The organism is Luteipulveratus mongoliensis (genome assembly GCF_001190945.1).
GTDB lineage: Bacteria > Actinomycetota > Actinomycetes > Actinomycetales > Dermatophilaceae > Luteipulveratus > Luteipulveratus mongoliensis.
Map to the genome: position 1 here is coordinate 4,307,637 of NZ_CP011112.1, position 22,299 is coordinate 4,329,935.

Annotated in this window: 20 protein-coding genes; 11 read left to right on the plus strand and 9 right to left on the minus strand. The window is 67.1% G+C overall.

What is annotated here, in order from left to right:
• Nucleotide 1 precedes the first annotated feature (1 nt).
• Together VV02_RS20365 and typA are read right to left on the minus strand one after the other, a co-directional pair.
• Nucleotides 2-922: a PIG-L family deacetylase gene (locus VV02_RS20365; RefSeq protein ID WP_052594527.1), complete on the minus strand. Its 921-nt coding sequence runs from the start codon at nucleotides 920-922 to the stop codon at nucleotides 2-4.
• Between the two features lie 12 nt (nucleotides 923-934).
• Nucleotides 935-2,836 (minus strand): translational GTPase TypA, encoded by a 1,902-nt coding sequence (gene typA / locus VV02_RS20370; RefSeq protein ID WP_052594529.1) that lies wholly within the window; start codon nucleotides 2,834-2,836, stop codon nucleotides 935-937.
• 79 nt (nucleotides 2,837-2,915) lie between these two features.
• On the opposite strand from typA, the gene VV02_RS20375 reads away from it, so the two are divergent.
• Nucleotides 2,916-3,401 carry a MarR family winged helix-turn-helix transcriptional regulator gene (locus VV02_RS20375; RefSeq protein WP_083450323.1) on the plus strand — a complete coding sequence of 162 codons (486 nt, stop codon included), beginning with the start codon at nucleotides 2,916-2,918 and terminating at the stop codon, nucleotides 3,399-3,401.
• Here VV02_RS20375 and VV02_RS20380 read toward each other — a convergent pair.
• The 3 genes from VV02_RS20380 to VV02_RS20390 form a co-directional block, all read right to left on the minus strand.
• Nucleotides 3,364-4,800: an alpha/beta hydrolase gene (locus VV02_RS20380; RefSeq protein ID WP_052594533.1), complete on the minus strand. Its 1,437-nt coding sequence runs from the start codon at nucleotides 4,798-4,800 to the stop codon at nucleotides 3,364-3,366. The two genes, VV02_RS20375 and VV02_RS20380, sit on opposite strands and share 38 nt — an antisense overlap.
• A gap of 93 nt (nucleotides 4,801-4,893) precedes the next feature.
• A complete protein-coding gene (locus tag VV02_RS26525; RefSeq protein WP_052594535.1) occupies nucleotides 4,894-5,835 on the minus strand; it encodes a Pr6Pr family membrane protein in 942 nt (313 codons plus the stop codon).
• Between the two features lie 108 nt (nucleotides 5,836-5,943).
• Nucleotides 5,944-6,372, minus strand: coding sequence for a (deoxy)nucleoside triphosphate pyrophosphohydrolase (locus tag VV02_RS20390; protein WP_245633146.1), 429 nt, complete (start codon nucleotides 6,370-6,372; stop codon nucleotides 5,944-5,946).
• A gap of 310 nt (nucleotides 6,373-6,682) precedes the next feature.
• Here VV02_RS20390 and VV02_RS20395 point away from each other — a divergent pair, with 310 nt between their 5' ends.
• From VV02_RS20395 to VV02_RS20420, 6 genes are all read left to right on the plus strand, one after another.
• On the plus strand, nucleotides 6,683-9,025 hold the full coding sequence (locus tag VV02_RS20395) for an XRE family transcriptional regulator (RefSeq protein ID WP_083450324.1): 2,343 nt from the start codon (nucleotides 6,683-6,685) through the stop codon (nucleotides 9,023-9,025).
• Nucleotides 9,026-9,310: 285 nt separating this feature from the next.
• Nucleotides 9,311-10,270, plus strand: a complete 960-nt coding sequence (locus VV02_RS20400; protein WP_245633147.1) for an ABC transporter permease — start codon at nucleotides 9,311-9,313, stop codon at nucleotides 10,268-10,270.
• A 67-nt stretch (nucleotides 10,271-10,337) separates the two neighbouring features.
• The gene (locus VV02_RS20405; RefSeq protein ID WP_052594543.1) at nucleotides 10,338-12,104 is read left to right on the plus strand and encodes an ABC transporter substrate-binding protein; all 1,767 of its coding nucleotides are present in this window, start codon (nucleotides 10,338-10,340) and stop codon (nucleotides 12,102-12,104) included.
• A gap of 87 nt (nucleotides 12,105-12,191) precedes the next feature.
• Nucleotides 12,192-13,217, plus strand: a complete 1,026-nt coding sequence (locus VV02_RS20410; RefSeq protein ID WP_245633148.1) for an ABC transporter permease — start codon at nucleotides 12,192-12,194, stop codon at nucleotides 13,215-13,217.
• A complete protein-coding gene (locus VV02_RS20415) occupies nucleotides 13,217-14,257 on the plus strand; it encodes an ABC transporter ATP-binding protein (RefSeq protein WP_052594548.1) in 1,041 nt (346 codons plus the stop codon). The genes VV02_RS20410 and VV02_RS20415 overlap by 1 nt, the downstream gene beginning before the upstream one ends.
• A complete protein-coding gene (locus VV02_RS20420) occupies nucleotides 14,254-15,333 on the plus strand; it encodes an ABC transporter ATP-binding protein (RefSeq protein ID WP_052594555.1) in 1,080 nt (359 codons plus the stop codon). The genes VV02_RS20415 and VV02_RS20420 overlap by 4 nt, the downstream gene beginning before the upstream one ends.
• A 9-nt stretch (nucleotides 15,334-15,342) precedes the next feature.
• Here the strand turns inward: VV02_RS20420 and VV02_RS20425 are convergent, their stop codons facing one another.
• Nucleotides 15,343-16,779 (minus strand): DHA2 family efflux MFS transporter permease subunit, encoded by a 1,437-nt coding sequence (locus VV02_RS20425; RefSeq protein WP_083450325.1) that lies wholly within the window; start codon nucleotides 16,777-16,779, stop codon nucleotides 15,343-15,345.
• A 117-nt stretch (nucleotides 16,780-16,896) separates the two neighbouring features.
• Nucleotides 16,897-17,631, minus strand: a complete 735-nt coding sequence (locus tag VV02_RS20430) for a TetR/AcrR family transcriptional regulator (RefSeq protein WP_052594558.1) — start codon at nucleotides 17,629-17,631, stop codon at nucleotides 16,897-16,899.
• 62 nt (nucleotides 17,632-17,693) lie between these two features.
• Here VV02_RS20430 and VV02_RS20435 point away from each other — a divergent pair, with 62 nt between their 5' ends.
• Nucleotides 17,694-18,080: a VOC family protein gene (locus tag VV02_RS20435; RefSeq protein ID WP_052594559.1), complete on the plus strand. Its 387-nt coding sequence runs from the start codon at nucleotides 17,694-17,696 to the stop codon at nucleotides 18,078-18,080.
• On the opposite strand, the gene VV02_RS20440 is transcribed toward VV02_RS20435, so the two are convergent.
• Nucleotides 18,040-19,002 (minus strand): DMT family transporter, encoded by a 963-nt coding sequence (locus VV02_RS20440; protein WP_245633149.1) that lies wholly within the window; start codon nucleotides 19,000-19,002, stop codon nucleotides 18,040-18,042. The genes VV02_RS20435 and VV02_RS20440 overlap by 41 nt on opposite strands.
• A gap of 60 nt (nucleotides 19,003-19,062) precedes the next feature.
• Entirely contained in the window at nucleotides 19,063-19,458 is a 396-nt protein-coding gene (locus VV02_RS20445) for a hypothetical protein (RefSeq protein ID WP_052594560.1), read from the minus strand.
• Between the two features lie 142 nt (nucleotides 19,459-19,600).
• On the opposite strand from VV02_RS20445, the gene VV02_RS20450 reads away from it, so the two are divergent.
• From VV02_RS20450 to VV02_RS20460, 3 genes are read left to right on the plus strand one after another with little or no spacing between them, the layout of a single operon-like run.
• Nucleotides 19,601-20,674, plus strand: coding sequence for a class I SAM-dependent methyltransferase (locus VV02_RS20450; protein WP_052594562.1), 1,074 nt, complete (start codon nucleotides 19,601-19,603; stop codon nucleotides 20,672-20,674).
• A gap of 55 nt (nucleotides 20,675-20,729) precedes the next feature.
• Nucleotides 20,730-21,329, plus strand: a complete 600-nt coding sequence (locus VV02_RS20455) for a TetR/AcrR family transcriptional regulator (protein ID WP_052594564.1) — start codon at nucleotides 20,730-20,732, stop codon at nucleotides 21,327-21,329.
• Nucleotides 21,330-21,356: 27 nt separating this feature from the next.
• Nucleotides 21,357-22,280 (plus strand): alpha/beta fold hydrolase, encoded by a 924-nt coding sequence (locus VV02_RS20460; protein WP_052594566.1) that lies wholly within the window; start codon nucleotides 21,357-21,359, stop codon nucleotides 22,278-22,280.
• Nucleotides 22,281-22,299 lie beyond the last annotated feature (19 nt).

Consider the following 22,299-nt stretch of genomic DNA (forward strand, 5'->3'; position numbering starts at 1 on the left):
CTCAGACCTCCTCCGTCAGCCCGCGCCGTGCTCCCTCGTTGCCCTTGAGCAGCGACCCGGTCGCTGGGTCGATCTCGGCAAAACCCTCACGCCCCGCCAGTCGTACGGCGACATCGTTGGACAGCGCGAAGCAGTCATCGAATACGCGAACCTGGGTGCGGTGCGCACCCAGGGCGGTGCGCTGGGTCGCGACGGCGCTCGGGTCGACCGTGGCGTGCGTGACGACGTCATCAGGTACGACGGACAGCTCGGCCGCGTGGCCCTCGGGCGGCAGCTCCAGTCGGTCCGCCCGCAGCCGCGCCTCCGGCACGTGCTTCAGCCAGGAACGGTCCTGGCTCGCCCAGGACTGCGGCGTGAGGATCACCATCAGCCGTGGTGTCCGCTCCACCAGCTGCACAGCCGCGCGGGTCACCCGGTGCGTCTGGATGTGGTCGGGATGCCCGTATCCGCCGTTGGCGTCATAGGTCACCACGACATCGGCGTCCACGCGCCGGATGTGCGCGGCGACCGCCTCGGCCGCGTCGTCGAGATCAGCCCGTACGAACGCGGACGGATGCTCGACCGACGGCGTACCGGCCATGCCTGAGTCGCGATAACGCGGCAGGGCGCGCTCCGGATCGGCCAGCTGGACCGGGTCGTCGTCCTCGCCGAGGACGACGGAGGAGGTGACACCGGCGTACGCCATCGCGTCCCGCAGCTCTTCGCGGCGCAGCGCGCCGAGCGGATCCTGCGCATCCGGATCACGCGGCTCCCCGGGCGGGAGCTCCAGGTGGGCGAGCTCGGGCGGAATGACCTCGCCCTCCTCGCCCAGCGTCATCGTCAGGACATGCACCTCGTCGCCGTCGGCGACGTGGTGCGCCAACGAGACGCCGGTCCAGAGGGACTCGTCGTCAGGATGCGCGTGGACGAAGAGAAGGCGCACGGCGACGCTGGCTCAGCGGCGGGCGCGAGCCGCCGCCCGGCCGCGCTCGCTGGCTCCGAGGACGACCTTGCGGATGCGTACGTCTTCGGGGGTGACCTCGACGCACTCGTCCTCGCGGCAGAACTCCAGCGACTGCTCGAGCGAGAGCTTGCGCGGCGGGATGACCTTCTCGAAGTTGTCAGCCGAGGAGGCGCGCACGTTGGTGAGCTTCTTCTCGCGAGTGATGTTGACGTCCATGTCGTCCGCACGCGAGTTCTCGCCGACGATCATGCCCTCGTAGACCTCGGTCGTCGGCTCGATGAACAGGATTCCGCGCTCCTGCAGGTTGACCATGGCGTACGCCGTCACGGCACCCGAGCGGTCGGAGACCAGAGAGCCGGACATGCGCGTCACGATGGGGCCGAACCACGGCTCGTAGCCCTCGAAGACGTGGTGGGCGATGCCGGTGCCTCGGGTCTCGGTGAGGAACTCGGTGCGGAAGCCGATGAGCCCACGCGAGGGCACCACGAACTCCATCCGGACCCAGCCGGTGCCGTGGTTGGTCATCTGCTCCATGCGTCCCTTGCGGGCGGCGAGGATCTGGGTGATCGTCCCGAGGTATTCCTCCGGGGTGTCGATCGTGAGCTGCTCGACCGGCTCGTGCAGCTTGCCGTCGACCTCGCGGGTGACCACCTGTGGCTTGCCCACCGTCAGCTCGTAGCCCTCGCGGCGCATCTGCTCGACCAGGATCGCCAACGCCAGCTCGCCGCGGCCCTGAACCTCCCACGCGTCCGGACGCTCGGTCGGCAGCACGCGCAGCGACACGTTGCCGACCAGCTCGCGGTCGAGGCGGTCCTTGACCAGTCGCGCGGTGACCTTGGCGCCGCGCACCTTGCCGGCCAGCGGCGAGGTGTTGGTGCCGATGGTCATGGAGATCGCCGGCTCGTCAACCGTGATGAGCGGCAGCGGGATCGGGTTGTCGGCGTCAGCCAGGGTCTCGCCGATGGTGATCTCGGGGATACCGGCGACGGCGATGATATCGCCGGGGCCGGCCTTCTCGGCGGGCTCGCGCTCCAGGCCGCTGGTCATCAGCAGCTCGGTGATCTTGACCTTGGTCTGGCTGCCGTCGTGACGGCACCAGGTGACCTGCTGACCCTTGCGGATCTCGCCGTTGTGCACGCGCAGCAGCGCGAGGCGGCCCAGGAAGTTGCTGGAGTCGAGGTTGGTGACGTGCGCCTGCAGCGGCGCACCCTCCTCGTACGACGGCGCGGGGATGGTCTCGATGATCGTGCGGAACAGCGGCTCGAGGTCATCGCCGTCCGGCAGACCACCGTCGGCGGGACGGTCGGTCGAGGCGATACCAGCCTTGGCCGAGGCGTAGACGACCGGGAAGTCCAGCTGGTCGGCGTGGCCCTCGGCATCGTCGAGCAGGTCCATGAAGAGCTCGTAGGTCTCTTCCTCGACCTCCTCGATGCGGGAGTCGGGGCGGTCGACCTTGTTGATGCACAGGATCACGGGCATCTCGGCGGCCAGCGCCTTGCGCAGCACGAAGCGGGTCTGCGGCAGCGGACCCTCAGAGGCGTCCACCAGCAGCACGACACCGTCGACCATGGACAGGCCGCGCTCGACCTCGCCACCGAAGTCGGCGTGGCCAGGGGTGTCGATGATGTTGATGGTGATGCCGTCAGGTACGCCCGAGTCGACGGCCGCCTTGCCGCCGTAGTGGATGGCGGTGTTCTTCGCGAGGATGGTGATGCCCTTCTCGCGCTCCAGGTCGCCGGAGTCCATGACGCGCTCACCGGTGGCTTCGACGGTCTGGCGTTCGCTGAACGCTCCCGTCTGCCGGAGCATCTTGTCGACAAGGGTCGTCTTGCCGTGGTCAACGTGGGCGACAATGGCGACGTTCCGAACGTCGTTGCGAGACATGCTGGGCATGATCCCTAGTGTCTCAGGGTTTTCGGGTCCCGCTGACCACGGCGTGGGTGGGCCTCGCCACGCCCTCTAACCTGGCGCCATGCACGAGGCGGATCAGGGACGAGGGCTTCGCGCCCACCAGTTGTTCTACAACGCGTTCCTGGTGGAGCAACAGGTCGGCACCCTCCTCGCCAAGGCTCTCGAGGGCACGGGGATGACGCCGTCGGAGTTCGCGATCTACTCGGCCATCTGGATGCGCGGCGAACCCGTGACGCCGAGCGACCTCGCCGACCAGATCAACCTGCCGCGGTCCACCCTGACCGGTTACCTCAGCACGCTGGAGCGGCGCGGCCACATCGAGCGGCTGCCCAACCCGGCAGACGGGCGGTCGTCGTACGTCGCACTCACCGCCGCCGGACGCGAGGCTCATCACCAGGCGGCCGACGCGTCACAGGGCGCGCAGCTCGACCTCAACGAGCGGTTGGGCGCCGACCTGGCCGACGTGCAGCGCTCCGTGCTCACGCTGCACCGCCGGCTGGCCGAGGCGATCAGTGCCGACGATCCAGAAACGCGTCCAGCCGGGTGATGACCTCCGGGTAATCGACTCCTCGGGACTGGACCGAGTGACCGGCACCCTTGACGAGCATGACCTCGCCGTGCGGCGCCTTGTCGAACTCCGTGCGAGCCCACTCCCACGGCGTCGACAGATCGTGGTCGCCAGCCAAGAACAACGTCGGCACCGGCGGGAGGTTGCGCTTGCCCGAGATCGCGTCGGGCGGCGTGATGCCCCACCCACGGCACAGCTGGACCAGTCCGTTGTCGGTCGCGGTCTCGACGTCGAAGGGGTACGTCTGCTTCGGCGACAGCGTGCGCTTCACCTTGGCGATCGCCGCCTCGCGCTGGGCGTACGGCGTGTCACTGTCTCCCCACGGCTCGGCCTGGTCCATGCACAGCGTCGCCGCGTGCAGGCCCTGACTGAACTCGGCCGGCGGCACCTCTCCGACGACACCCTGCAGCCAGCCCTGCAGCAGACCGTCGTTGCCGTTGACCGCGTCGTGCAGCATGCCTGGGACGAACTCCATCTTGGGCTGGACGACGCTGATCACAGCCATCATGTTGAGCAGCGCCGGGCCGTCGTAGTTCTTCTTGACCAGAGTCGCCAGGTCGGCGACCGGGTCGGTCGTACAGCTCAGCTCCTTGCAGACCAGCCCGAGCACGCGGCGTACGGCCGGCATGCTCGCCAGCGACAGGCTCCCTTCTGGGGTCCAGCGGTGCGGCACCACTGAATCCAGCACGAGGTGGTCGACACCGTGCGGGTAGGTCAGCGCGTAACGCTCGGCGACGTAGCTGCCGTACGACGTGCCGTCGACGGTCATCGTGCGTACGCCGAGCGCCCGGCGCAGCAGCTCCATGTCGGACACGGTGTCCTGGGTGCCGTAGAACGCGCGGTCGTTACCGACGATGTCGGAGCACTCCTTGACCGCAGCCTGCGTCGGGGTCACCAGGTCTGACTGGCCCATCTCACGCTGCAGGCCGGGGCAGCTCAGGGCTGTCGAACCCGTGCCGCGCTGGTCGAACATCACGAGCCGGCGACCGTCCAGCGCCTTCCCGAGCCGCTGCTTGGTCTTGGCGGCGAACGAGACGCCCGGCTGGCCAGGACCGCCGGTCAGGTTGAGCAGTACGGGTGCGCTCGCCGGGCCGTGCTGGACCGTCACCGGCAGGTCGAGCGTGCGGCCGCGTGGCTTGGCGTGGTCGACCGGCACCCGCAAGGTGCCGCAGCTGAAGTCCGCGAGCGCCGGATCGGCGCATGGCCTTAAGCCCCGCAGGCCGGGCGCGGAGGCGGTGCTCCGGTCCATCGACGGTGATGACGCCTTGGCCGGCGAGGCTGAGCATGCGGTCGCAATCGCGACGATGACGGCGAGCACCGCGGCCACGACGAGCGTGGTGCCGGAGCGGCGGAGAGCGGGTTGGAACGCAGCGGACATCCGGACCTCCTCAGGTCGAGTCCACGCTAGAGCAAACTAGTTCGAGCCCGAACCATCGTGACGGATTCGTGACCCGGTTGACTGCGAACGCGCTCAGCGCTGGGTCGGGTCCGACCGGCGCGGGAGCCGGGCCTGAGGCGCCGGCTGGTGCTGCGGCGGCTGCGGCTGCGGGTTCTGCGGCGGCAGCTGCGGGGGCGGGCCCTGCTGCTGCGGCGGCTCCCAGCCCTGAGGCGGCGGCTGGTGTGGCGCCCACGGCTGAGCGGGAGGGGCGTACGGCTGCTGGGCAGGAGGGCCGGCGTACGGCTGCTGGGCGGGAGCGGCGTACGGCTGCTGTACGGGCGCGCCCTGCCAGGGGGCGGCGTACGGCTGCTGCATGGGAGCGCCTTGCGGCCAACCGGGCGCCTGCAGCTGCTGCTGCGACTGCGGTGACGTCGAGGCCTTCAGCTTGGCGATGCCGTAGAGCAGGAATGCGCCGACGAAGGTGCCGCTGACCAGGCCGGCCACGACTCCGGGATAGGAGCCTTCGCTCGGATCCATGAAGTCGTAGATCGGGCTGCCCCAGCTGGAGCGGTCGCTGAAACCGTCGGACACGGAGTACCAGACGAGGTAGATCGAGGGCAGGAGCACCCACAGGAACGGGTACCACCAGCGGCTGCGGTTCTGGCTGCGGCCGACGAAGCACCAGTCGATGACCACGAGGGTCGGTGTCACGACGTGCGTCAGCAGGTCCTTGGTCTCAGAGGTGTCGCCGCCGATCACCCCGACGTAGGTGCAGCCGACCACGATCAGCAGCACCGTCATCGCGCCGCGGATCACGGCTGTGCCCAGCTCGCGGTGCGTGGACAGGCCGTAGAGCAGGCCGACGACGGCGATCAGCGCGTAGACGATCGATGCCAGGAAGTTGCCGCTCTGGGTGAGGAAGATGAACTCGTCCGGGTCGTGCCCGTAGAGCCACCACCCGGTGAAGGCACACGCCGCGATGGCCAGCCGCCAGATCGTGGTGCCCACCACGGCACCGGGATGGATCGTCTGCATCGTGTCCCCTCGGCTCTCGTCGCACCGCGCGACACCTGACTCAGCGCCACAGCATGGCGCACGGTCCGACGTCTGCGGCGGCTGCGGGGTTCACCGGCGCAGCGAGAGTCAGCGCAGGTGGGTCTCCACCGCGCGGATCACAGGAAGGTCATCGGGCAGCCAGTCGACGTCGTACAGGTCCTGCTTGGTCAGCCATCGCACCTGGTCGTGCTCGGCGACGGGCCGCGCCTCGCCGTGGGTCACGCGGGCGAGCCGGACATGCATGGCGTACGACTCTCCGAGCGGCCAGGCGCCGACCTCACCGTTGGTCGTGAGCGGCCCTGGGACAGCCACGCCGAGCTCGATGTGCACGTCTAGCTCTTCCTCGAGCTCGCGGTGCACCGCCTCGACCAGCGTCTCTCCCTCCTCGACCTTGCCGCCGGGGAGCTCCCAGCCCCCGGCGAGGTGGGACGGTTCGGTACGCCGCGCGGCGAGCAGGCGGGTGGGCTGGTCGAGATCATCAACGAGGGCCGCACCGACCACGAGTCTTCTGGACACGACCGCGAGCATCTCATCCGACCGGGCACCACCGCCTGCGAGGTGGTTTACCTCATTGCTTCGGCGGTGGAGGACTCGTGCCCGCGTCCCACTCGATGGTCGGCTCGGGGCGGAGCGAGACGTTGATCCGTGGCAGGTGGCCGCGATGTGTCATGCGCCGATGCTCGACTCGCGTCGCGCAGAGGACCAGCAACAACCTGCACACTTCGCCTACACACTGGTGGGCATCACGCCGTTCGAGCGTGTGAGAGCGTAGCTCCGGGACATCGTTGAGCGTCGCCGCGACGCATCGGCAGGTCGGGGAGGGCCAATGACGCAGGTCTCGTTCGGCGAGCGGTTACGAAGCCATCGGCTGGACGCGGCGTTCACCCAAGAAGACCTGGCTCATCGAGCGGGACTCAGCGCGCAGGCCATTGGTGCGCTCGAGCGCGGGGATCGTCGCTATCCATACCGCGACACCGTCGCTCGCATCGCCAAGGCCCTCTCGTTATCTGACGAGCATCGAGACGAGCTCTTCAGGATGGCTCGCCGACGCGGCCAACCGGCACCATCGCAAGGAGCGCCCTCCCAACGGGTCTCAGATGCGTGGCACACGCCTCGCCAGCTGCCAGCTGGCGAAACGTCCTTCGTCGGTCGCGCGAAGGAGGTGCAGCGATCCATTCATATATTGAGCCAGGACACGGCAGTAGCCCCGTCACTCTGCATCTCGGGTATGGGCGGGGTTGGAAAGTCCTCCCTGGCACTCGACGTCGCGCACCGAATCTGTCGTAATTTTCCTGACGGCTCCGTGCATATCGATCTGCACGGTTTCAGCGCGATCGACGCGCTCTCGCCCCTCGAGATCGTCAGTCGTGCTCTTCGCGCGACAGGGATTCCGGCGGACCAGATTCCTGAAAGCCTCGAAGAGGCATCAGCTCAGCTACGCACACATCTTCATCAGCGACGCGTCCTGATTGTCCTTGACAATGCCGCTGACCCGGCACAGTTCGCGCCCTTCCTTCAAGTGGTCGGTCCCGTCGCAGTCATCGTGACGAGCCGCAAGCGATTTACAGAGTTCGCGCAGGCACGCACCGTCGAACTGGGCGTCATGAGCACAGCGGATGCGATTGATCTGTTGGCGAAGACCTCAGAGCGGCCCGTCGACAACGTCAGTTCTCGCGGCGGGACCGAGCTCGTCACGCTGTGTGGTCACCTGCCGTTGGCATTGACCATCGCAGGCCGACGCCTGGCCGCCCGGCCGCATTGGCCGGTCACTGCCCTCTTGGAGCACCTACAGGGTGAGCACAACCGCCTTCGCGGCCTAGCTGACGCCAACATCGATGTGCGCGCCAGCCTCACCTTGTCCACCCAAGAGCTCTCGTCTCGAGAAGACCACGTAGGCGTCAGTGCCACGCGGGCATTCATGCTGACCTGCGCGATCGACTTCGAAGACGCCACTGCTGCCATGCTGGCCGCCGTCTGCGACGTACCGATCGACCGGGCATTCGACATGATGGAACGACTCGTCGACCTCAACTTGCTTGAGAGCAGGCAGTTCGGTCGCTACCGTGCCCACGACTTAGTCGTCCTCCTCGGCCGCGAACTCGGCGCGGAACGCCTGACCGTTGCCGAACGCCAGTCCGCCATCACACGGGCCCTCGAGCACTATGTAGACATGGCCTGGCACGCGTCAGCGGTCTTTGAGCCGGCAAACGCGCGTCAGAGCCTCCGTCCGCTGCCCAAGGTTGCAAAGCCGTCCATGGTCTCGACCGCGGCGGAAGCAAGGGACTGGTTCGAACGAGAGATACCCAACGTCCGCCTACTGATGGCGCAAGCTCAGGAGATCGCGCCATCAGCTGTAGCCGACGTTGCGGCTGGCCTCTCGACCTACTTCCTCGCCAACGAACGCACATCGACGTGGGCGGCAATCCTGGAACATGCGCTCACCGTGGCTCCCCCAGGAAAGATCCACGCCATGCTCAACGCAGACCTTGGAGTAGCCCATGCTCAACTCGGACATTCAGACTCTGCATTGAGATATCTGAACATGAGCAAGGTCGAGTTCCTTGCCCACAAGCAGAATCGCTTCGTTTCGCTCGTGACCCTGAATGCCGGCAACGTCTTGAGGCGCATGGGCAGGGCTGACGACGCCGCCGAATATGCGAGTGAGGCTCTCCACATCAATAGACAGATTGACGATGCAAGAGGGCAGTCCAAGGCGCTATTCCTACTCGGATCGCTCCACCGCGATCGCGAGGAGTACGACAGTGCTCTCGAATGTCACGAGGAGGCCCTTGCCCTACGGCGAACAACGATGGATGAGCGTGGAATCGCCATCACGCTGGGCTCCATTGGCCTGACACGGGTGGAACTGGGCATGCACGCTCAAGGGGTCGCGAACTTGCAAGAGTCCGCACAGAAACTGCATGCGCTCGGTGATCGGATGGCCGAAGCCCGGGTACTCGACGACCTTGGGTGCGCCCTTCTCCTGGGTGGATCCGCCCAGGACGCAGTGCGGGTCCATCACGAGGCCCTGCAGATCGCTGTCGAACGCTCCGACCCATGGCTCGAGCAACAAATCACAGAGCACCTCGACAAGGCCCAGGCAGCGTGCGACGCAGACACACCATCTGAGCCTCCGCACCGGCCCGCCGTTTCGCCAGCGGACGGATGACGCCGCGGCCAACGCGCCACCTCCTCCGTAACGCGTCGTCGCACTGGCGAACCCGCAACGAGCCGACGAGCGCTCGCAGCCACGAGGCGTGTCGACTCAGCCCGCATCCGTCGAGCCTGGGGTCCGCCCACCATCCGGTCACGATTGAGCAACAGGGATCCGGAAGCCTTTGACTCAAACGCCCACGGGCGTCAGGTTGAGGCGGCAGTCTTGATCTCACATTCTGGATGACAAGGTAGGTGCTGGGTTCCCGTGACCGCTCCGCTCGAAGTCGGCCCTGGGCACGTGCCACAGCTTGAGACCCTCGCTGAAGCCAAGAAGATCGAAGGGCGGTCGCTCGGCCGCATCGCCTGGAGCCGCCTCAAGCGCGACCGCGTAGCCATGGGCGGAGGCATCGTCATCGTGCTGCTCACGCTGATGGCGATCTTCGCACCGCTCATCGTCAACATCTTCGGCACCGACCCCAACGTCTGGCACACCGACCTGGTGGACACCCAGGGCGGCACGATGGCCCCGCACGGCAAGTTCGGCGGCATGAGCTGGGATCACCTGATGGGCGTCGAGCCGCAGAAGGGTCGCGACATCTTCAGCCGGGTCGTCTACGGCTCGCGCATCTCGCTGCTGATCGCCTTCCTTGCGACGCTGCTGTCGGTGGTCATTGGCACCACGATGGGGATCATCGCCGGCTTCTTCGGCGGTCGGGTCGATGCGCTGATCAGCCGGCTGATGGACCTGTTCCTCGCGTTCCCCATCCTGGTCTTCGCCATCGCCCTCGCCGGAGTCATCCCGGACGCGGCCTTCGGCTTGAAGGGCGATCCGCTGCGAATCACCCTGATGGTGTTCATCATTGGCTTCTTCAACTGGCCCTACATCGGCCGGATCGTGCGCGGCCAGACGTTGTCTCTGCGCGAGCGCGAATTCATCGATGCCTCCCGAAGCCTAGGCGCCAAGCGTCCTCACATCCTGGTCAGTGAAGTGCTACCCAACCTCATGCCGCCGATCCTGATCTACGCGACATTGCTGATCCCGACCAACATCCTGTTCGAGGCCGCCCTGTCCTACCTCGGTGTCGGCATCAAGGCGCCCACCGCGACGTGGGGCGGAATGCTCTCTGATGCGGTCTCTTACTACACGATGCCGCACTTCATGCTCTGGCCCGGACTCGCGATCTTCGTGACCGTGCTGGCCTTCAACCTCTTCGGGGACGGGCTGCGCGATGCGCTCGACCCGAAGGGCAACCGATGACTCCTCGACACCACCGCACCTGGCTCGACAAACGGCCAGCTCCACACAGAAGGGGTGTACCCACACCATGAGAAAACAGCGATTGAAGCTCACGGTCGCCGCTGGCGCCGTGCTCGCGTTGGGGCTGACCGCATGCGGGGGCAGCTCCAGCGACGGCACCTCCGGTGACGGCAACGGCAAGGGCGGTAAGGAAGCCTTCAACGCCGGCCTGACGTCGGTGCTCAACCCGTCCACCAAGAAGGGCGGCATCATCAAGCTCGCCCACTCCGAGGACTGGGACACCCCAGACCCCGGTGAGACGTACTACGGCATGTCCTGGGACTTCCTGCGCGTCTACGGCCGCTCGCTGCTGACCTTCAAGGCGGCTCCCGGCAAGGCCAGCAATGAATTGGTCCCGGACCTTGCTGAGAGCCTCGGCAAGCCGACCGATGGCGGCAAGACCTGGACGTACAAGATTCGCAAGGGCGTCAAGTACGAGGACGGCAAGGAGGTGACGGCGCAGGACGTGAAGTACGCGGTCCTTCGCTCGACCGACAAGGTCACCTTCCCCAACGGTCCGGCGTACTTCGAGCAGTTCCTCAACCTGCCGAAGGACTGGAAGGGCCCCTACAAGTCCAAGGGGATGAACACCGACTCGGCGATCAGCACCCCGGACAACTACACGATCGTCTTCCACCTCAAGCAGGCTTTCGGTGGCTTCGACTACCTGGCCCAGCTGCCGCAGACCGTGCCTGTGCCGCAGGCCAAGGACACGGGCTCGAAGTACCGCAACCACGTGATCTCCAGTGGTCCCTACATGTTCGACAAGGTGCAGAACGGCAAGCTCTACACCCTGAAGCGCAACCCGCACTGGGACGCCAAGACCGACCCGCTGCGTAAGGCGCTGCCGGACGGCTACGAGGTCACGCTCAACGTCGACGCCAATGACATCGACAACCGCATCAAGGACGGCAGCCTCGATGTCGACATCGCTGGTACGGGTGTCCAGGCTGCGGCCCAGGGCACCATTCTCGCGGACCCGGCGCTGAAGGCTCGGTCGGACAACCCGACCATCGCGCGCCTGCAGTACCTGTCGATCACGTCGCAGGTGAAGCCGTTCGACAACATCGAGTGCCGCAGGGCCGTGATGTACGGCATCGATCAGACGGGCTACCAGACGGCGTACGGCGGCCAGTTCTCCGGTGGTGACCTCGCGACGACGGTCATGCCGCCGAGCATCCCGGGTTACTCCAAGTTCGACCTGTACCCGAACGGCAAGGACCACAAGGGCGACCTGACCAAGGCCAAGGAGAGCCTGACCAAGTGCGGTCAGCCGAACGGCTTCTCCACGACCATGCTCTACCGGGCCGACCGCCCGAAGGAGCGGGCCACCGCCGAGTCGGTGCAGCAGTCACTCAAGCGGATCGGCATCAAGCTCACGCTCAAGGGTGTTCCGTCCGGTGACTACTTCTCCCAGTTCGCCGGCAACCCGCCCTACATGCGCAAGAACGGTGTCGGTCTCGCCACCAACAGCTGGGGTGCGGACTGGAACGACGGCTTCGGGTTCATCTCGCAGATCGTCGACAGCCGCGTCATCCGGGAGACCGGTGGCTCATCCAACGTGAGCGTGCGCATTCCGCAGGTCAACCAGATGCTCGACAAGGCTGTCGCCACCGTCGACAAGGGCGCGCGAGACGCGCAGTACGGCGCGATCGACAAGCGCGTGATGCAGGAGGCCGAGGTCTACCCCGGTCTCTACGGCAAGGTTCTGCTGCTGCGTAGCTCGCGACTGAGCAACGTGTTCTACAGCGACGCCTACGGGATGTACGACTACCTGTCCATGGGTGTGAAGTAGCCCGTTCCGCAAGTCAGGACCATTCCAACCCTGTGAGGTAGGTGAAGGCATCGGGCCAGGTCCGGGACGATCTCCCGGACCTGGCCCGTGCCACCGCTTGTGATCGCATTCATCGTTCGCCGGCTCGTCGCCGCCGTCGTCCTGCTGTTCGTCGTCACTGTGATGACGTTCTCGATCTTCTACCTGGTGCCCCGCTGGGCGGGCGCCACGCCGGAGACGCTGGCCAGCCGCTACGTCGGCCGGTCGGCGACCGAGAGCACCGTCAAGGTGACCGCCGAGAAGCTCGGCTTCAACGACCCGATCGTGGTGCAGTACGGCAACTGGGCCAAAGGCCTCTTCGTCGGTCAGGAGTATGACTACGGCTCCGGAGTCGAGAAGTGTCCGGCCCCCTGCGTCGGCTATTCCTTCCTGAAGAAGCAACCCGTCTGGCCGGAACTGCTCGACCGCATTCCAGTCACCTTGTCCCTTGCCGTCGGCGCGGCACTCATCTGGGTGATCTTCGGCGTCGCGACGGGGGTGCTATCCGCTTTGAGACGCGGCAGCCTGTTCGATCGAGCGGCCATGACAGTCGCTCTCGCAGGCGTGTCGTTACCGATCTTCTTCACCGGTCTCATCTCCCTGGCGTTCTTCAGCTATCAACTGCACTGGACCAAACCCGGCGGCTCTTACGTGCCATTCCAGGAAAATCCGATCACCTGGGCGCAATGCCTGATGCTGCCTTGGATCACCCTCGCCCTGCTGTTCTCCGCCCAGTACGCCCGACTGACCCGAGCGGGCATGCTGGACACAATGAACGAGGACTACATCCGGACGGCGCGGGCTAAGGGTCTGCGTGAGCGAAACGTCGTCATCAAGCACGGACTGCGCGGCGCGCTGACCCCGATCCTGACGATCTTCGGCCTGGACATCGGCCTCCTCCTGGGAGGTGCGGTGCTGACCGAGAAGACGTTCAGTCTCAACGGTCTTGGCAAGTACGCCGTGGAGGGCATCGTGCAGAACGACCTCCCGAAGATCCTGGGCGTCACCATGGTCGCCTCGGTATTCGTGATCATCGCCAACCTGGTCGTGGACCTCTTGTACGCCGTTGTCGACCCGAGGGTGAGGATCGGCTGATGGCTGACCAGGATCCGTATCTGCAAGTCAAAGACCTGAAGGTGCACTTCCCGACCGACGACGGCATCGTGAAGTCAGTCGACGGTCTGACCTTCGACGTAGCCCGCGGCAAGACGCTCGGCATCGTCGGCGAGTCCGGTTCGGGTAAGAGCGTGACGAGTCTGTCGATCATGGGGCTGCACAAACGTGGCTCGGCCCAGATCTCCGGGCAGATCCTGCTCGACGGCGAAGACCTCGTCGATGCGAGCCCGGAGTCCGTACGCCAGCTGCGCGGCAAGCGGATGGCGATGATCTTTCAGGACCCGCTGTCGGCCATGCACCCCTACTACACGGTGGGCAACCAGATCGTGGAGGCGTACCGCGTCCACAACAAGGTCAGCAAGGGAGTCGCGCGCAAGCACGCGATCGACATGCTCGACCGGGTCGGCATCCCGCAGCCGGACAAGCGGGTGGACGCCTACCCGCACGAGTTCTCCGGCGGTATGCGTCAGCGCGCCATGATCGCGATGGCGCTGTCGTGCGACCCTGAGCTGCTGATCGCCGATGAGCCGACGACCGCCCTGGACGTCACGGTCCAGGCGCAGATCCTGGACCTCATCCGGGACCTGCAGGAGGAGTTCAACTCCGCGGTCATCATCATCACGCACGACCTCGGCGTGGTCGCGGAGCTGTCCGACGACATTCTGGTGATGTACGGCGGGCGGGCGGCCGAGTACGCCACCGCGGAGGACATCTTCGACCGGCCGCAGCACCCCTACACCTGGGGGCTGCTCGGCTCGATGCCGCGCATCGACCGGGCTCGCAGCGAGCGGCTGATCCCCATCAAGGGCAACCCTCCCAGCCTGATCAACATCCCGTCCGGATGCGCCTTCCACCCGCGCTGTGAGTACGCCGGCCGCAACGGCGACCTCAGCACGACCGAACGTCCGGAGCTGCTCGACGTCGGTGGCGGCCACCGCGTCGCCTGCCACCTGTCCAACGAGGAGCGGGCGACGATCTGGGAGAACGACATTGCGCCGCGGCTGCGAGGAGAAGCATGAGCACCGACGAGAGCACGGAGACGCTGTCGGAGTCGGCCGGGCCGGCGTTCGGCGAAGAGTTGTTGACCGTCACCGACCTGGTCAAGCACTTCCCCATCCGTGATGGTCTGTTCCAGCGGGAGCAGGCCGCCGTTCGCGCGGTCGATGGGCTGAGCTTCTCCGTCCGTCAGGGCGAGACGCTTTCCCTGGTCGGTGAGTCGGGGTGTGGCAAGACGACCACGGGTCGGACGCTGACCCGGCTCGAGGAGCCAACGGCCGGGAAGATCGTCTTCGAGGGTCGCGACATCACCCACATGTCCAACAACGCGATGCGACCGCTGCGCCGCGACATGCAGATGATCTTTCAGGACCCGTACTCCTCGCTGAACCCGAGGCACACGGTCGGCAAGATCGTCGGGGCGCCCTACCGGATCCAGGGCATCAAGACCGAGCACGGCACCAAGAAGGCCGTGCAGGACCTGCTCGAGTTGGTCGGCCTCAATCCCGAGCACTACAACCGCTATCCGCACGAGTTCTCGGGCGGTCAGCGGCAGCGCATCGGGATCGCCCGCACGTTGGCGCTGCGACCCAAGCTGATCGTCGCTGACGAGCCGGTCTCCGCACTGGACGTGTCGATCCAGGCTCAGGTCGTCAACCTCCTGGAGGACCTCCAGGAGGAGTTCAACCTCACCTACGTGATGATCGCGCACGACCTGTCCGTCGTCCGGCACGTGTCTGACCGGGTGGCGGTCATGTATCTCGGCAAGATCGTCGAGATCGGTGACCGGGACGACATCTACGAGCGCCCCAAGCACCCTTACACGGTGGCGCTGCTGTCGGCGGTCCCGATCCCGGACACCCGTCGGCGCACCGAGCGGGAGCGCATCCGCCTCGTCGGCGATGTGCCGAGCCCGATCAACCCGCCGTCGGGGTGCCGGTTCCACACCCGGTGCTGGAAGGCGCAGGAGATCTGCAAGACCTCTGAGCCTCAGCTCGTCGAACTGGCGCCGGGGCAGCAGGCCGCGTGCCACTTCCCGGAGAACGTCGAGATCGCGAGCACTCCCCCGGTGGACGAGCCGGTCGACGACATCCCCTGACCCTCGAGGTCAGCGCGCAGCGGGCACGGCATCCGTCTCGGATGCCGTGCCCGTTCGTACGTGCGGGTTGCGGAACAGCAGCGCGGCGGCCACTCCGATGCAGATGACCAAGGCGGGCAGGTAGAGCGCCTCCCCCATCGCCCGAGCAAAACCGTCTCGTACGGCCACCGGCAGCTGCTGCTGGGCGGCCTCGGGTCCTCCCGTCATCCCTGACCCGGCGTCACCGAGGTGCGCGACCAGTCGGGACTCCATCAGCGCGGCGATTGCCGCGCTCCCGAGCACGGCGCCGAACTGTCGAGTGGTGTTGTACACACCCGCACCCGCGCCAGCCCGCTGCGGTGGCAGCGTCCGGGTTGCGGTCACTGACAGGGGTGCCCACATGAATCCGTTGGCAACCCCGAGGAGAGCGATGGGCAGCAACAGCTGCCACACCGGCGTACCGGGCCGCAGGATCGCGCCGAGCCAGACCAACGAGACGGCGAACGCGCCGAGGCCGATACCGGCCAGCACCCGTGGGTGCATACGGTCCACGAGCCGACCGACGAACGGCGCGAGCAGCCCGCTGATCAACGCCATGGGTACGAGGAGGAGGGCCGACCGCGTCGGCGACATCCCGCGTACGGCCTGGGCGTAGAGCATCAGCGGGAAGGCAAGCGCGGTGATCGAGAAGCCGACGGTGGTGATGGCGACGTTGGCGAGGCTGAAGTTGCGATCGGCGAAGAGCACGAGTGGGACCAGCGGTTCGCGGCGGTTGCGGCGCTGCCACCAGACGAAGACGCCGAGCACCGCCACACCGACCGCGATGAGCAGCGGCACCGAGATGATCCCGCGGATCTGACCCCAGTCGTACGACTGCCCCTCCTGGATCCCGAAGACCAGCAGGAACATCCCGACGGCGGACAGCCCAACGCCGACGAGGTCGAACTGGTGTGAGCTGATGGGCAGGCTCGGCACGAGACGCCAGGCCAGGACGAAGCCGATGATGCCGACGGGGACGTTGACGAAGAAGATCCACTCCCAGCCCCAGTGGTCGACCAGGAAGCCGCCAAGGATCGGTCCGACCAGGGTGGCCACACCGGCCACTGCTCCCCAGAAGCCCATGGCCTGACCACGCCTCTCGGCCGGGAAGATTCGCGTGATGACCGCCATCGTCTGCGGTGCCAGCAACGCTGCGCCGAGACCTTGCAGCACCCGGGCGGCGACCAGCATCCCGACCGTGGTCGTGAGGCCGCACCACACCGACGCGAGCGTGAAGACGGTCAGCCCGACGAGGTAGAGGTTCTTGGGACCGAACCGGTCGCCGAGCCGGCCGGTGATGAGGAGCGGTACGGCGTACGCCAGCAGGTAGGCGCTGGTCACCCAGACGACACCGTTGATATCGCTGTGCAGGCCCTCCATGATCGCCGGCGTCGCGACGGAGACGATCGTGGAGTCGACCAGGATCATGAAGAACCCGATGCACAAGGCGTAGAGCGCGGGCCACGGCTTCTGCTCTGAGGGCGCGTCTGAAAGTGTCACCCGTTCATATTGGCACCCTCAGCATCTGGCCGCCCGCCTCGCCTGTCAGGGCACGATCGCGGCGATGCCGTCGAGCAGGCGCTCCAGGCCGAATCGATAGAACTGGTCGGGGTTCAGCGCACTGCCGTGGGCCTCGCCGGCGGCCTGGCCGATCCGTGTCGCCGTCGGGTAGATAGCCGGGTCCAGGACCTTCGCGAGCAGCGGACCCACCTGCTCCCACCACTCCTCGTCGGCCATCCCTGACTGAGCCGCGGCACTCGCGGCGTCCCGCGCCACCCGCGCCGCGGAGTGCGCGAACGCCAGCACCTGCGACAGCACGTCGTCGATGCGGACGTCGTCCAGGTCGGTGCTGGTGAGCGCCTGGAGCTCGTGCTCGTACTTCGCCATCACCCCCGGTCCCATCGGCGGTCGCGCGGTGGTGACATCGACCAGCCAAGGGTGCGCGGCGTACAGATCGACGTTGTCCTGTGCGACCAGCGTGAGGCGACGACGCCAGCCGAGCCTGCCGTACGCCGATCGCGGCATGCGCGTGTACGCGTTGTCGACCATTAGCTGGATCAGCTCGGGCTTGCCCGGGACGTAGGTGTAGATCGTCATCGCGCTGGCACCGAGGCGCCCCGCCACGCTGCGCATCGTGATCGCGTCGAGGCCGTCGCGGTCTGCCAGCGCCGTGGCCGCCTCGACCACGGCGTCGATTGTGAGGCGCTGGCGTGGACCGCGACGTGAGGGCGCCTCCTCGCGCCACAGCAGTCGGAGGAGCTGCGCGTCATCAGAGGGCATGGGAACATTCTGCTACTCCGTACGTTGTACGGTGTACGAAGTACGTCGTAGAGAGGATCTCCATGCGAGTGAGTGCCACCGCCCTGTCCCTCAACGTTGCGGATGTCGAGGCATCCAGTCAGTTCCTGAAGAACCATTTCGGCTTCGAAGAGGCCATGGCGGCAGAGGGATTCGCGTCTCTGCGACGCGAGGACGTCGGAGCCAACGTGATCTTTCTCAGCCTCGGCATGCCGACCCTTCCCGAGGATCAACGCCATACCCCCGCCCAGGGCCTGATCCTCGCCTTCGAGGTCGATGACCTCGAAGGTGAGCTGGCGCGACTGGAGTCGGAGGGGGTCGAGATCACCATGCCGCTGACGGCCGAGGAGTGGGGCGAGCGAGCCTTCCAGGTCACCGACCCCAACGGGCTCAAGATCCAGCTGGTCGACTGGAAGGGGCCGCAGGCTTGACCTGAGCCTTACGGCGGGCGAGCACCACGCCTGCGAGACAGAGCGCGCCGCCGGCGTAGGCCAGCGCCGGCGGCGCCTCACCCAGCAGCAGCCAGCCGAGCAGGATGGTCAGCGGCGGCACGAGCAGCGTCGTCATACCTGTCGAGCCGGCCGTGCTCCGGGCCAGCGCGTAGGCCCAGGTGGTGAAGGCCAAGGCGGTCGGTCCGACACCGAGGTAGATCACCCATCCGACCGTCGCCGGTCCGCTGTCGGCGAGCTGGTCGACCAGGCCCGGAGCGTACGGCAGGCAGCACACGGTCGCGACGACGATCGCCAACCACGTGACCCGTAGCGCTGACATCGTTGCCAGCAAAGGCTTCTGGGCGACAACGGCCAGCGCATAAGTCAGCGCAGAGAGGAGACACAAGGCGACGCCTGCGGTCTGGGCGCCACCCGTCGAGGTGCCGATCCCGATCACCACGACGCCTGCGAACGCCACGCTCGTGCCGACGACCAGACGGCGCGGGAAGCCCTCCCCCAGGAACAGCCCGGCCAGCACCGCCAGCAGCACCGGGCCAACGTTGACCAGCATGGCCGCCGTGCCCGCGTCGACCCGACGCTCGCCTTCGTTGAGGGCAACGTTGTAGATGCCGAACCACAGGACGCCGCAGGCGATCACGCGCAGCCATCCGGTCCGATCGGGCCAGGCTCCGGGCACCTTAGAGCGCGCCTTGTCGATCAGGACGACGACGCCGAGGACGACGCTTGCCACGAGCAGCCGGCCAAAGGCCAACGGTCCGCCGCTGAGCTCGTGCCCGAGGTGTCGGATCGCGACGAAGGCCGACGCCCACATGAGCAGCGTCACGCCCATGGCGGCGATCGCGCGCACGTCATGGCTCGCAGTCGGTGCCGCAGCCGAGTCAGCCTTCAAGGAAGTGGTCACATCGATCAGTGTGGCCCGACTCCGACGCACGGTCTGGCGGGAATGCGACGCCGCGCCCGGCTAGGCGATGCCAGACCAGGCGAACAGCCCGGCCAGCACCAGAGAGGTCGGCAGCACGCTCCACCACGGGACCGCTCGGTCGCCAAGAACCTTGCGGCGCAACGCAACTCGTGCGACAACCCAGCCTCCCCAAGCCACCAGGACCGCGAGAACGAGCAGGGCGGCGTACGTCATGCCCTCACGTCCGTTGATCGTCAGACCTACGAGGTACGCGCCGACGAAGGCCACCATGCCGATCAGCAGGTGCCGCGGCGACAGCATGTCCTCGCCCAGCGCGACGTGCACCGAGGTCTTGGTGCTCAGCCCGCGCTCGAACAGCGCATCACGCACGACGACCAGCAGATGCCCGACCAGCAGCACCAGCAGGACCACGAACACGGTCAGGGCGGCACGCATGCGGTGCAGTATGACCGACTCCGACCCGCAATCCGGGACGTCAGGTCACGGATCCCACCACGGGCATCGCGCCTGCCATCATTTGCTCACACTTCGCTCACGAACGAAGACCAGGCCACCACTGGCCCCGAAGGGAACGTGCATGGGCGACCTGGCCCACCGCCAACACCAGCGACACAAGAACGACGACATCCCGTGGGACATCGGGGGCCCGCAACCCGCCCTCGCGCGGCTGCTGTCCTCCACAAGCGTCGGTCCGCGCGTGCTCGACATCGGCTGCGGCACCGGCGAGCTCGCGCTCTGGGTCGCCGCGCATCCCGGCGCGCCCGACACCACGGTGACCGGTATTGACCTCGCGCACGAAGCGATCGACCGCGCGATGGCCCGGGCACAGATACGCGGCCTGGCCGTGGACTTCCGGGTCGCTGATGCCGTGTCCTTCGGGGAGGCGCCGGAGGTGTACGACACCGTGCTCGACTCGGGCCTGCTGCACAGCCTCGACGACCGGGACGTCGAGGCGTACGTCCGCAGCCTCGCCCGCCTCACCCGACCCGGTGGCGCCGTCCGAGTCCTCGCTGCCGCTCATCACGAGCAGCGCCCGTGGGGACTGACGCCCGAACAGCTGCGCGCCATCTTCGCGAGCGAGCACTGGTCCGAGACCGCGGTGGTTCCGGCCGAGGTCCTCGGCGGCGTCGACGGTTCGGTGCGGATGCCCGGCCACCTGGTCACCACTCGACGCACCCGGACGCCGGGCCCGCTACGCGGCACGTCCATCACGTGGCACTGGCCAGGCGACGGGATCGACCCGTTCGACGTGCGCTCTCCCGACACGCACTGGGTGACATACGCCGGTCACGGCTGGGGCAGGGCCTGGCCGGCCGGCGAGCCGCGCGGCTGGGGCGCTCTCGACGGTGACTTCCTGGACGAGGTCCCGACGGGCTACAAGTCGATCCTGCTCGAAGAGCGTTGCGCTGTCGTCCATCGAGGGCACACCGTGCGCGAGTGGGACGAGACCGGCGAGCAGCCCGAGCGTTCACCGTCCCTGGATCCGACCGAGTCCGTGTGGCAGGTCCGGTCGCAGCACGGCAAAGGGCCGGGCAAGGGTGCTGTGCTGTCCGACTACACCTCCGCGCTCGCCGTCGCCCTCGACCGCTCATCCGCAGACGACGACGGCTGGATGGTGCTGCGCCGGTTGCGTCATCAGGACTGGCACTGACAGCCGCCGGAGATGGGTCTTGCCACCATCGAACGACCGTGCTTTTATTGATGGCATGACCAAGGGCCTGGAGACGCGCGAGCTGGTGCTGCGCGAGGCGCTGGCCCAGTCCAGCCATCTCGGCTTGAAGGGTTTGAGCATCGGGGCGCTCGCAACCTCGCTCGAGATGTCCAAGAGTGGACTGTTCGCCCACTTCCGCTCGAAGGAGCAGCTGCAGACCGACGTCCTTGCCTTTGCCGGCGACGGCATCCGTCGACTCGTCCTCGAGCCCGCCATCGCCGAGCCGCGGGGCGAGCCACGCATCCGCAAGCTGTTCGAGCGCTGGATCGGCTGGGAGGGCTACGCCGACTACGCCTTGCCCGGCGGCTGCGTATTCGTCGAAGCCTCAAGGGAGTTCGACGATGAGCCCGAAGGTCCCGTCAGAGACACGCTCGTGCGACTCCAGCGCGACTGGCTCGACTCCGTCGAGACCATCTTTCGCACAGGCATCTCCGAGGAGCACCTGCGGGCCGACGCCGACCCGCGACAGCTGGCGTACGACCTGAACGCCATCATGCTCGGCTTCCACTTCTCCACTCGACTGTTGCGCGACCCCGACGCGGCCATGCGAGCCGAGCGCGCCTTCGAGCGCCTCCTCGACGACCACCGCCCCTGAGACCACTCGAGAACCTGAGGACCTGAGATGACACTAGAAAAAAGCACGACCGTTCGCACCTCAACGCCCCGGACGGCTCTATCCCCCGCCTTCCGCACCCTCCTCGCCACCACCCGGACCCTGGATCGCGTCGCCCCGGAGCAGGCAGCCCGTATCGCCGAGCACCTGTGGTTCCGACTGCCCGAGAAGCCGGCGCCGTCGTACCGCGAACGCTTCACGCCGGCGCACGGCCGCCGCTTCCGCGTCCGGCACGACCACGTCGACGTCTCAGGGATGATCTACGGCCCGGACGACGCGCCGACGGCCTACCTCGTGCACGGCTGGGGAGGCTGGTGGCAACAGCTCGCGGCCTACGTCCCGGCGCTCGTTGACGCCGGCTACCGCGTGGTGGCGTACGACTCCCCCAGCCACGGCGCGTCTGCACCCGGGCAGCACGGCGGCCGGAGCACCACCCTCATGGAGATGGGTGACGCGTTCGCTGTCGTCGCCTGGCAGCAGGGCCCGGCCGATCTCGTCGTCGCCCACTCTCTCGGAGCGATGGCAACCATGTGGGCCTGGACTGGCGGGACACGAGCCAAGGCGTACGCCTTCCTCGCGCCGGGCGTACGCGTCGCTCCCATGGTCGGGGCCTTCGGACAGATGCTGGGGCTGAGCCACGGCACGACCGGACGGCTCGCGCGCCGCCTCGACCGGCGTATCGGCTATCCCGCTGCGCACTTCGATCTCGATCGCATCGCCCACGAGGTCAATGCCCAGGCTCCTGGGACCCGGCTCCTCGTCGCCCACGACCGCGACGACCGCGAGACCCCGGCCGATGGCGCCGTACTCCTCACCGATGCGTGGGCCGGGAGCGACCTGGTGCTTACCTCGGGTCTGGGTCATCGCCGGGTGATCTGGGACGAAGGCGTTGTACGCCGGGTGGTGCAGCTCGCGTCGGCGACCCGAGGCTGAGCCCTGGCCAGCGTGACGC

Excerpts from the sequence above, each read along its gene's own strand:
- VV02_RS20430 (WP_052594558.1), bottom strand. The coding sequence starts at position 17,631 with ATGCCCTCTGATGACGCGCAGCTCCTCCGACTGCTGTGGCGCGAGGAG.
- VV02_RS20415 (WP_052594548.1), top strand. The coding sequence starts at position 13,217 with ATGGCTGACCAGGATCCGTATCTGCAAGTCAAAGACCTGAAGGTGCAC.
- VV02_RS20405 (WP_052594543.1), top strand. The coding sequence starts at position 10,338 with ATGAGAAAACAGCGATTGAAGCTCACGGTCGCCGCTGGCGCCGTGCTC.
- VV02_RS20455 (WP_052594564.1), top strand. The coding sequence starts at position 20,730 with ATGACCAAGGGCCTGGAGACGCGCGAGCTGGTGCTGCGCGAGGCGCTG.
- VV02_RS20445 (WP_052594560.1), bottom strand. The coding sequence starts at position 19,458 with ATGCGTGCCGCCCTGACCGTGTTCGTGGTCCTGCTGGTGCTGCTGGTC.
- VV02_RS20375 (WP_083450323.1), top strand. The coding sequence starts at position 2,916 with ATGCACGAGGCGGATCAGGGACGAGGGCTTCGCGCCCACCAGTTGTTC.
- typA (WP_052594529.1), bottom strand. The coding sequence starts at position 2,836 with ATGCCCAGCATGTCTCGCAACGACGTTCGGAACGTCGCCATTGTCGCC.
- VV02_RS20425 (WP_083450325.1), bottom strand. The coding sequence starts at position 16,779 with ATGATCCTGGTCGACTCCACGATCGTCTCCGTCGCGACGCCGGCGATC.
- VV02_RS20420 (WP_052594555.1), top strand. The coding sequence starts at position 14,254 with ATGAGCACCGACGAGAGCACGGAGACGCTGTCGGAGTCGGCCGGGCCG.
- VV02_RS26525 (WP_052594535.1), bottom strand. The coding sequence starts at position 5,835 with ATGCAGACGATCCATCCCGGTGCCGTGGTGGGCACCACGATCTGGCGG.
- VV02_RS20460 (WP_052594566.1), top strand. The coding sequence starts at position 21,357 with ATGACACTAGAAAAAAGCACGACCGTTCGCACCTCAACGCCCCGGACG.
- VV02_RS20450 (WP_052594562.1), top strand. The coding sequence starts at position 19,601 with ATGGGCGACCTGGCCCACCGCCAACACCAGCGACACAAGAACGACGAC.
- VV02_RS20435 (WP_052594559.1), top strand. The coding sequence starts at position 17,694 with ATGCGAGTGAGTGCCACCGCCCTGTCCCTCAACGTTGCGGATGTCGAG.
- VV02_RS20380 (WP_052594533.1), bottom strand. The coding sequence starts at position 4,800 with ATGTCCGCTGCGTTCCAACCCGCTCTCCGCCGCTCCGGCACCACGCTC.
- VV02_RS20395 (WP_083450324.1), top strand. The coding sequence starts at position 6,683 with ATGACGCAGGTCTCGTTCGGCGAGCGGTTACGAAGCCATCGGCTGGAC.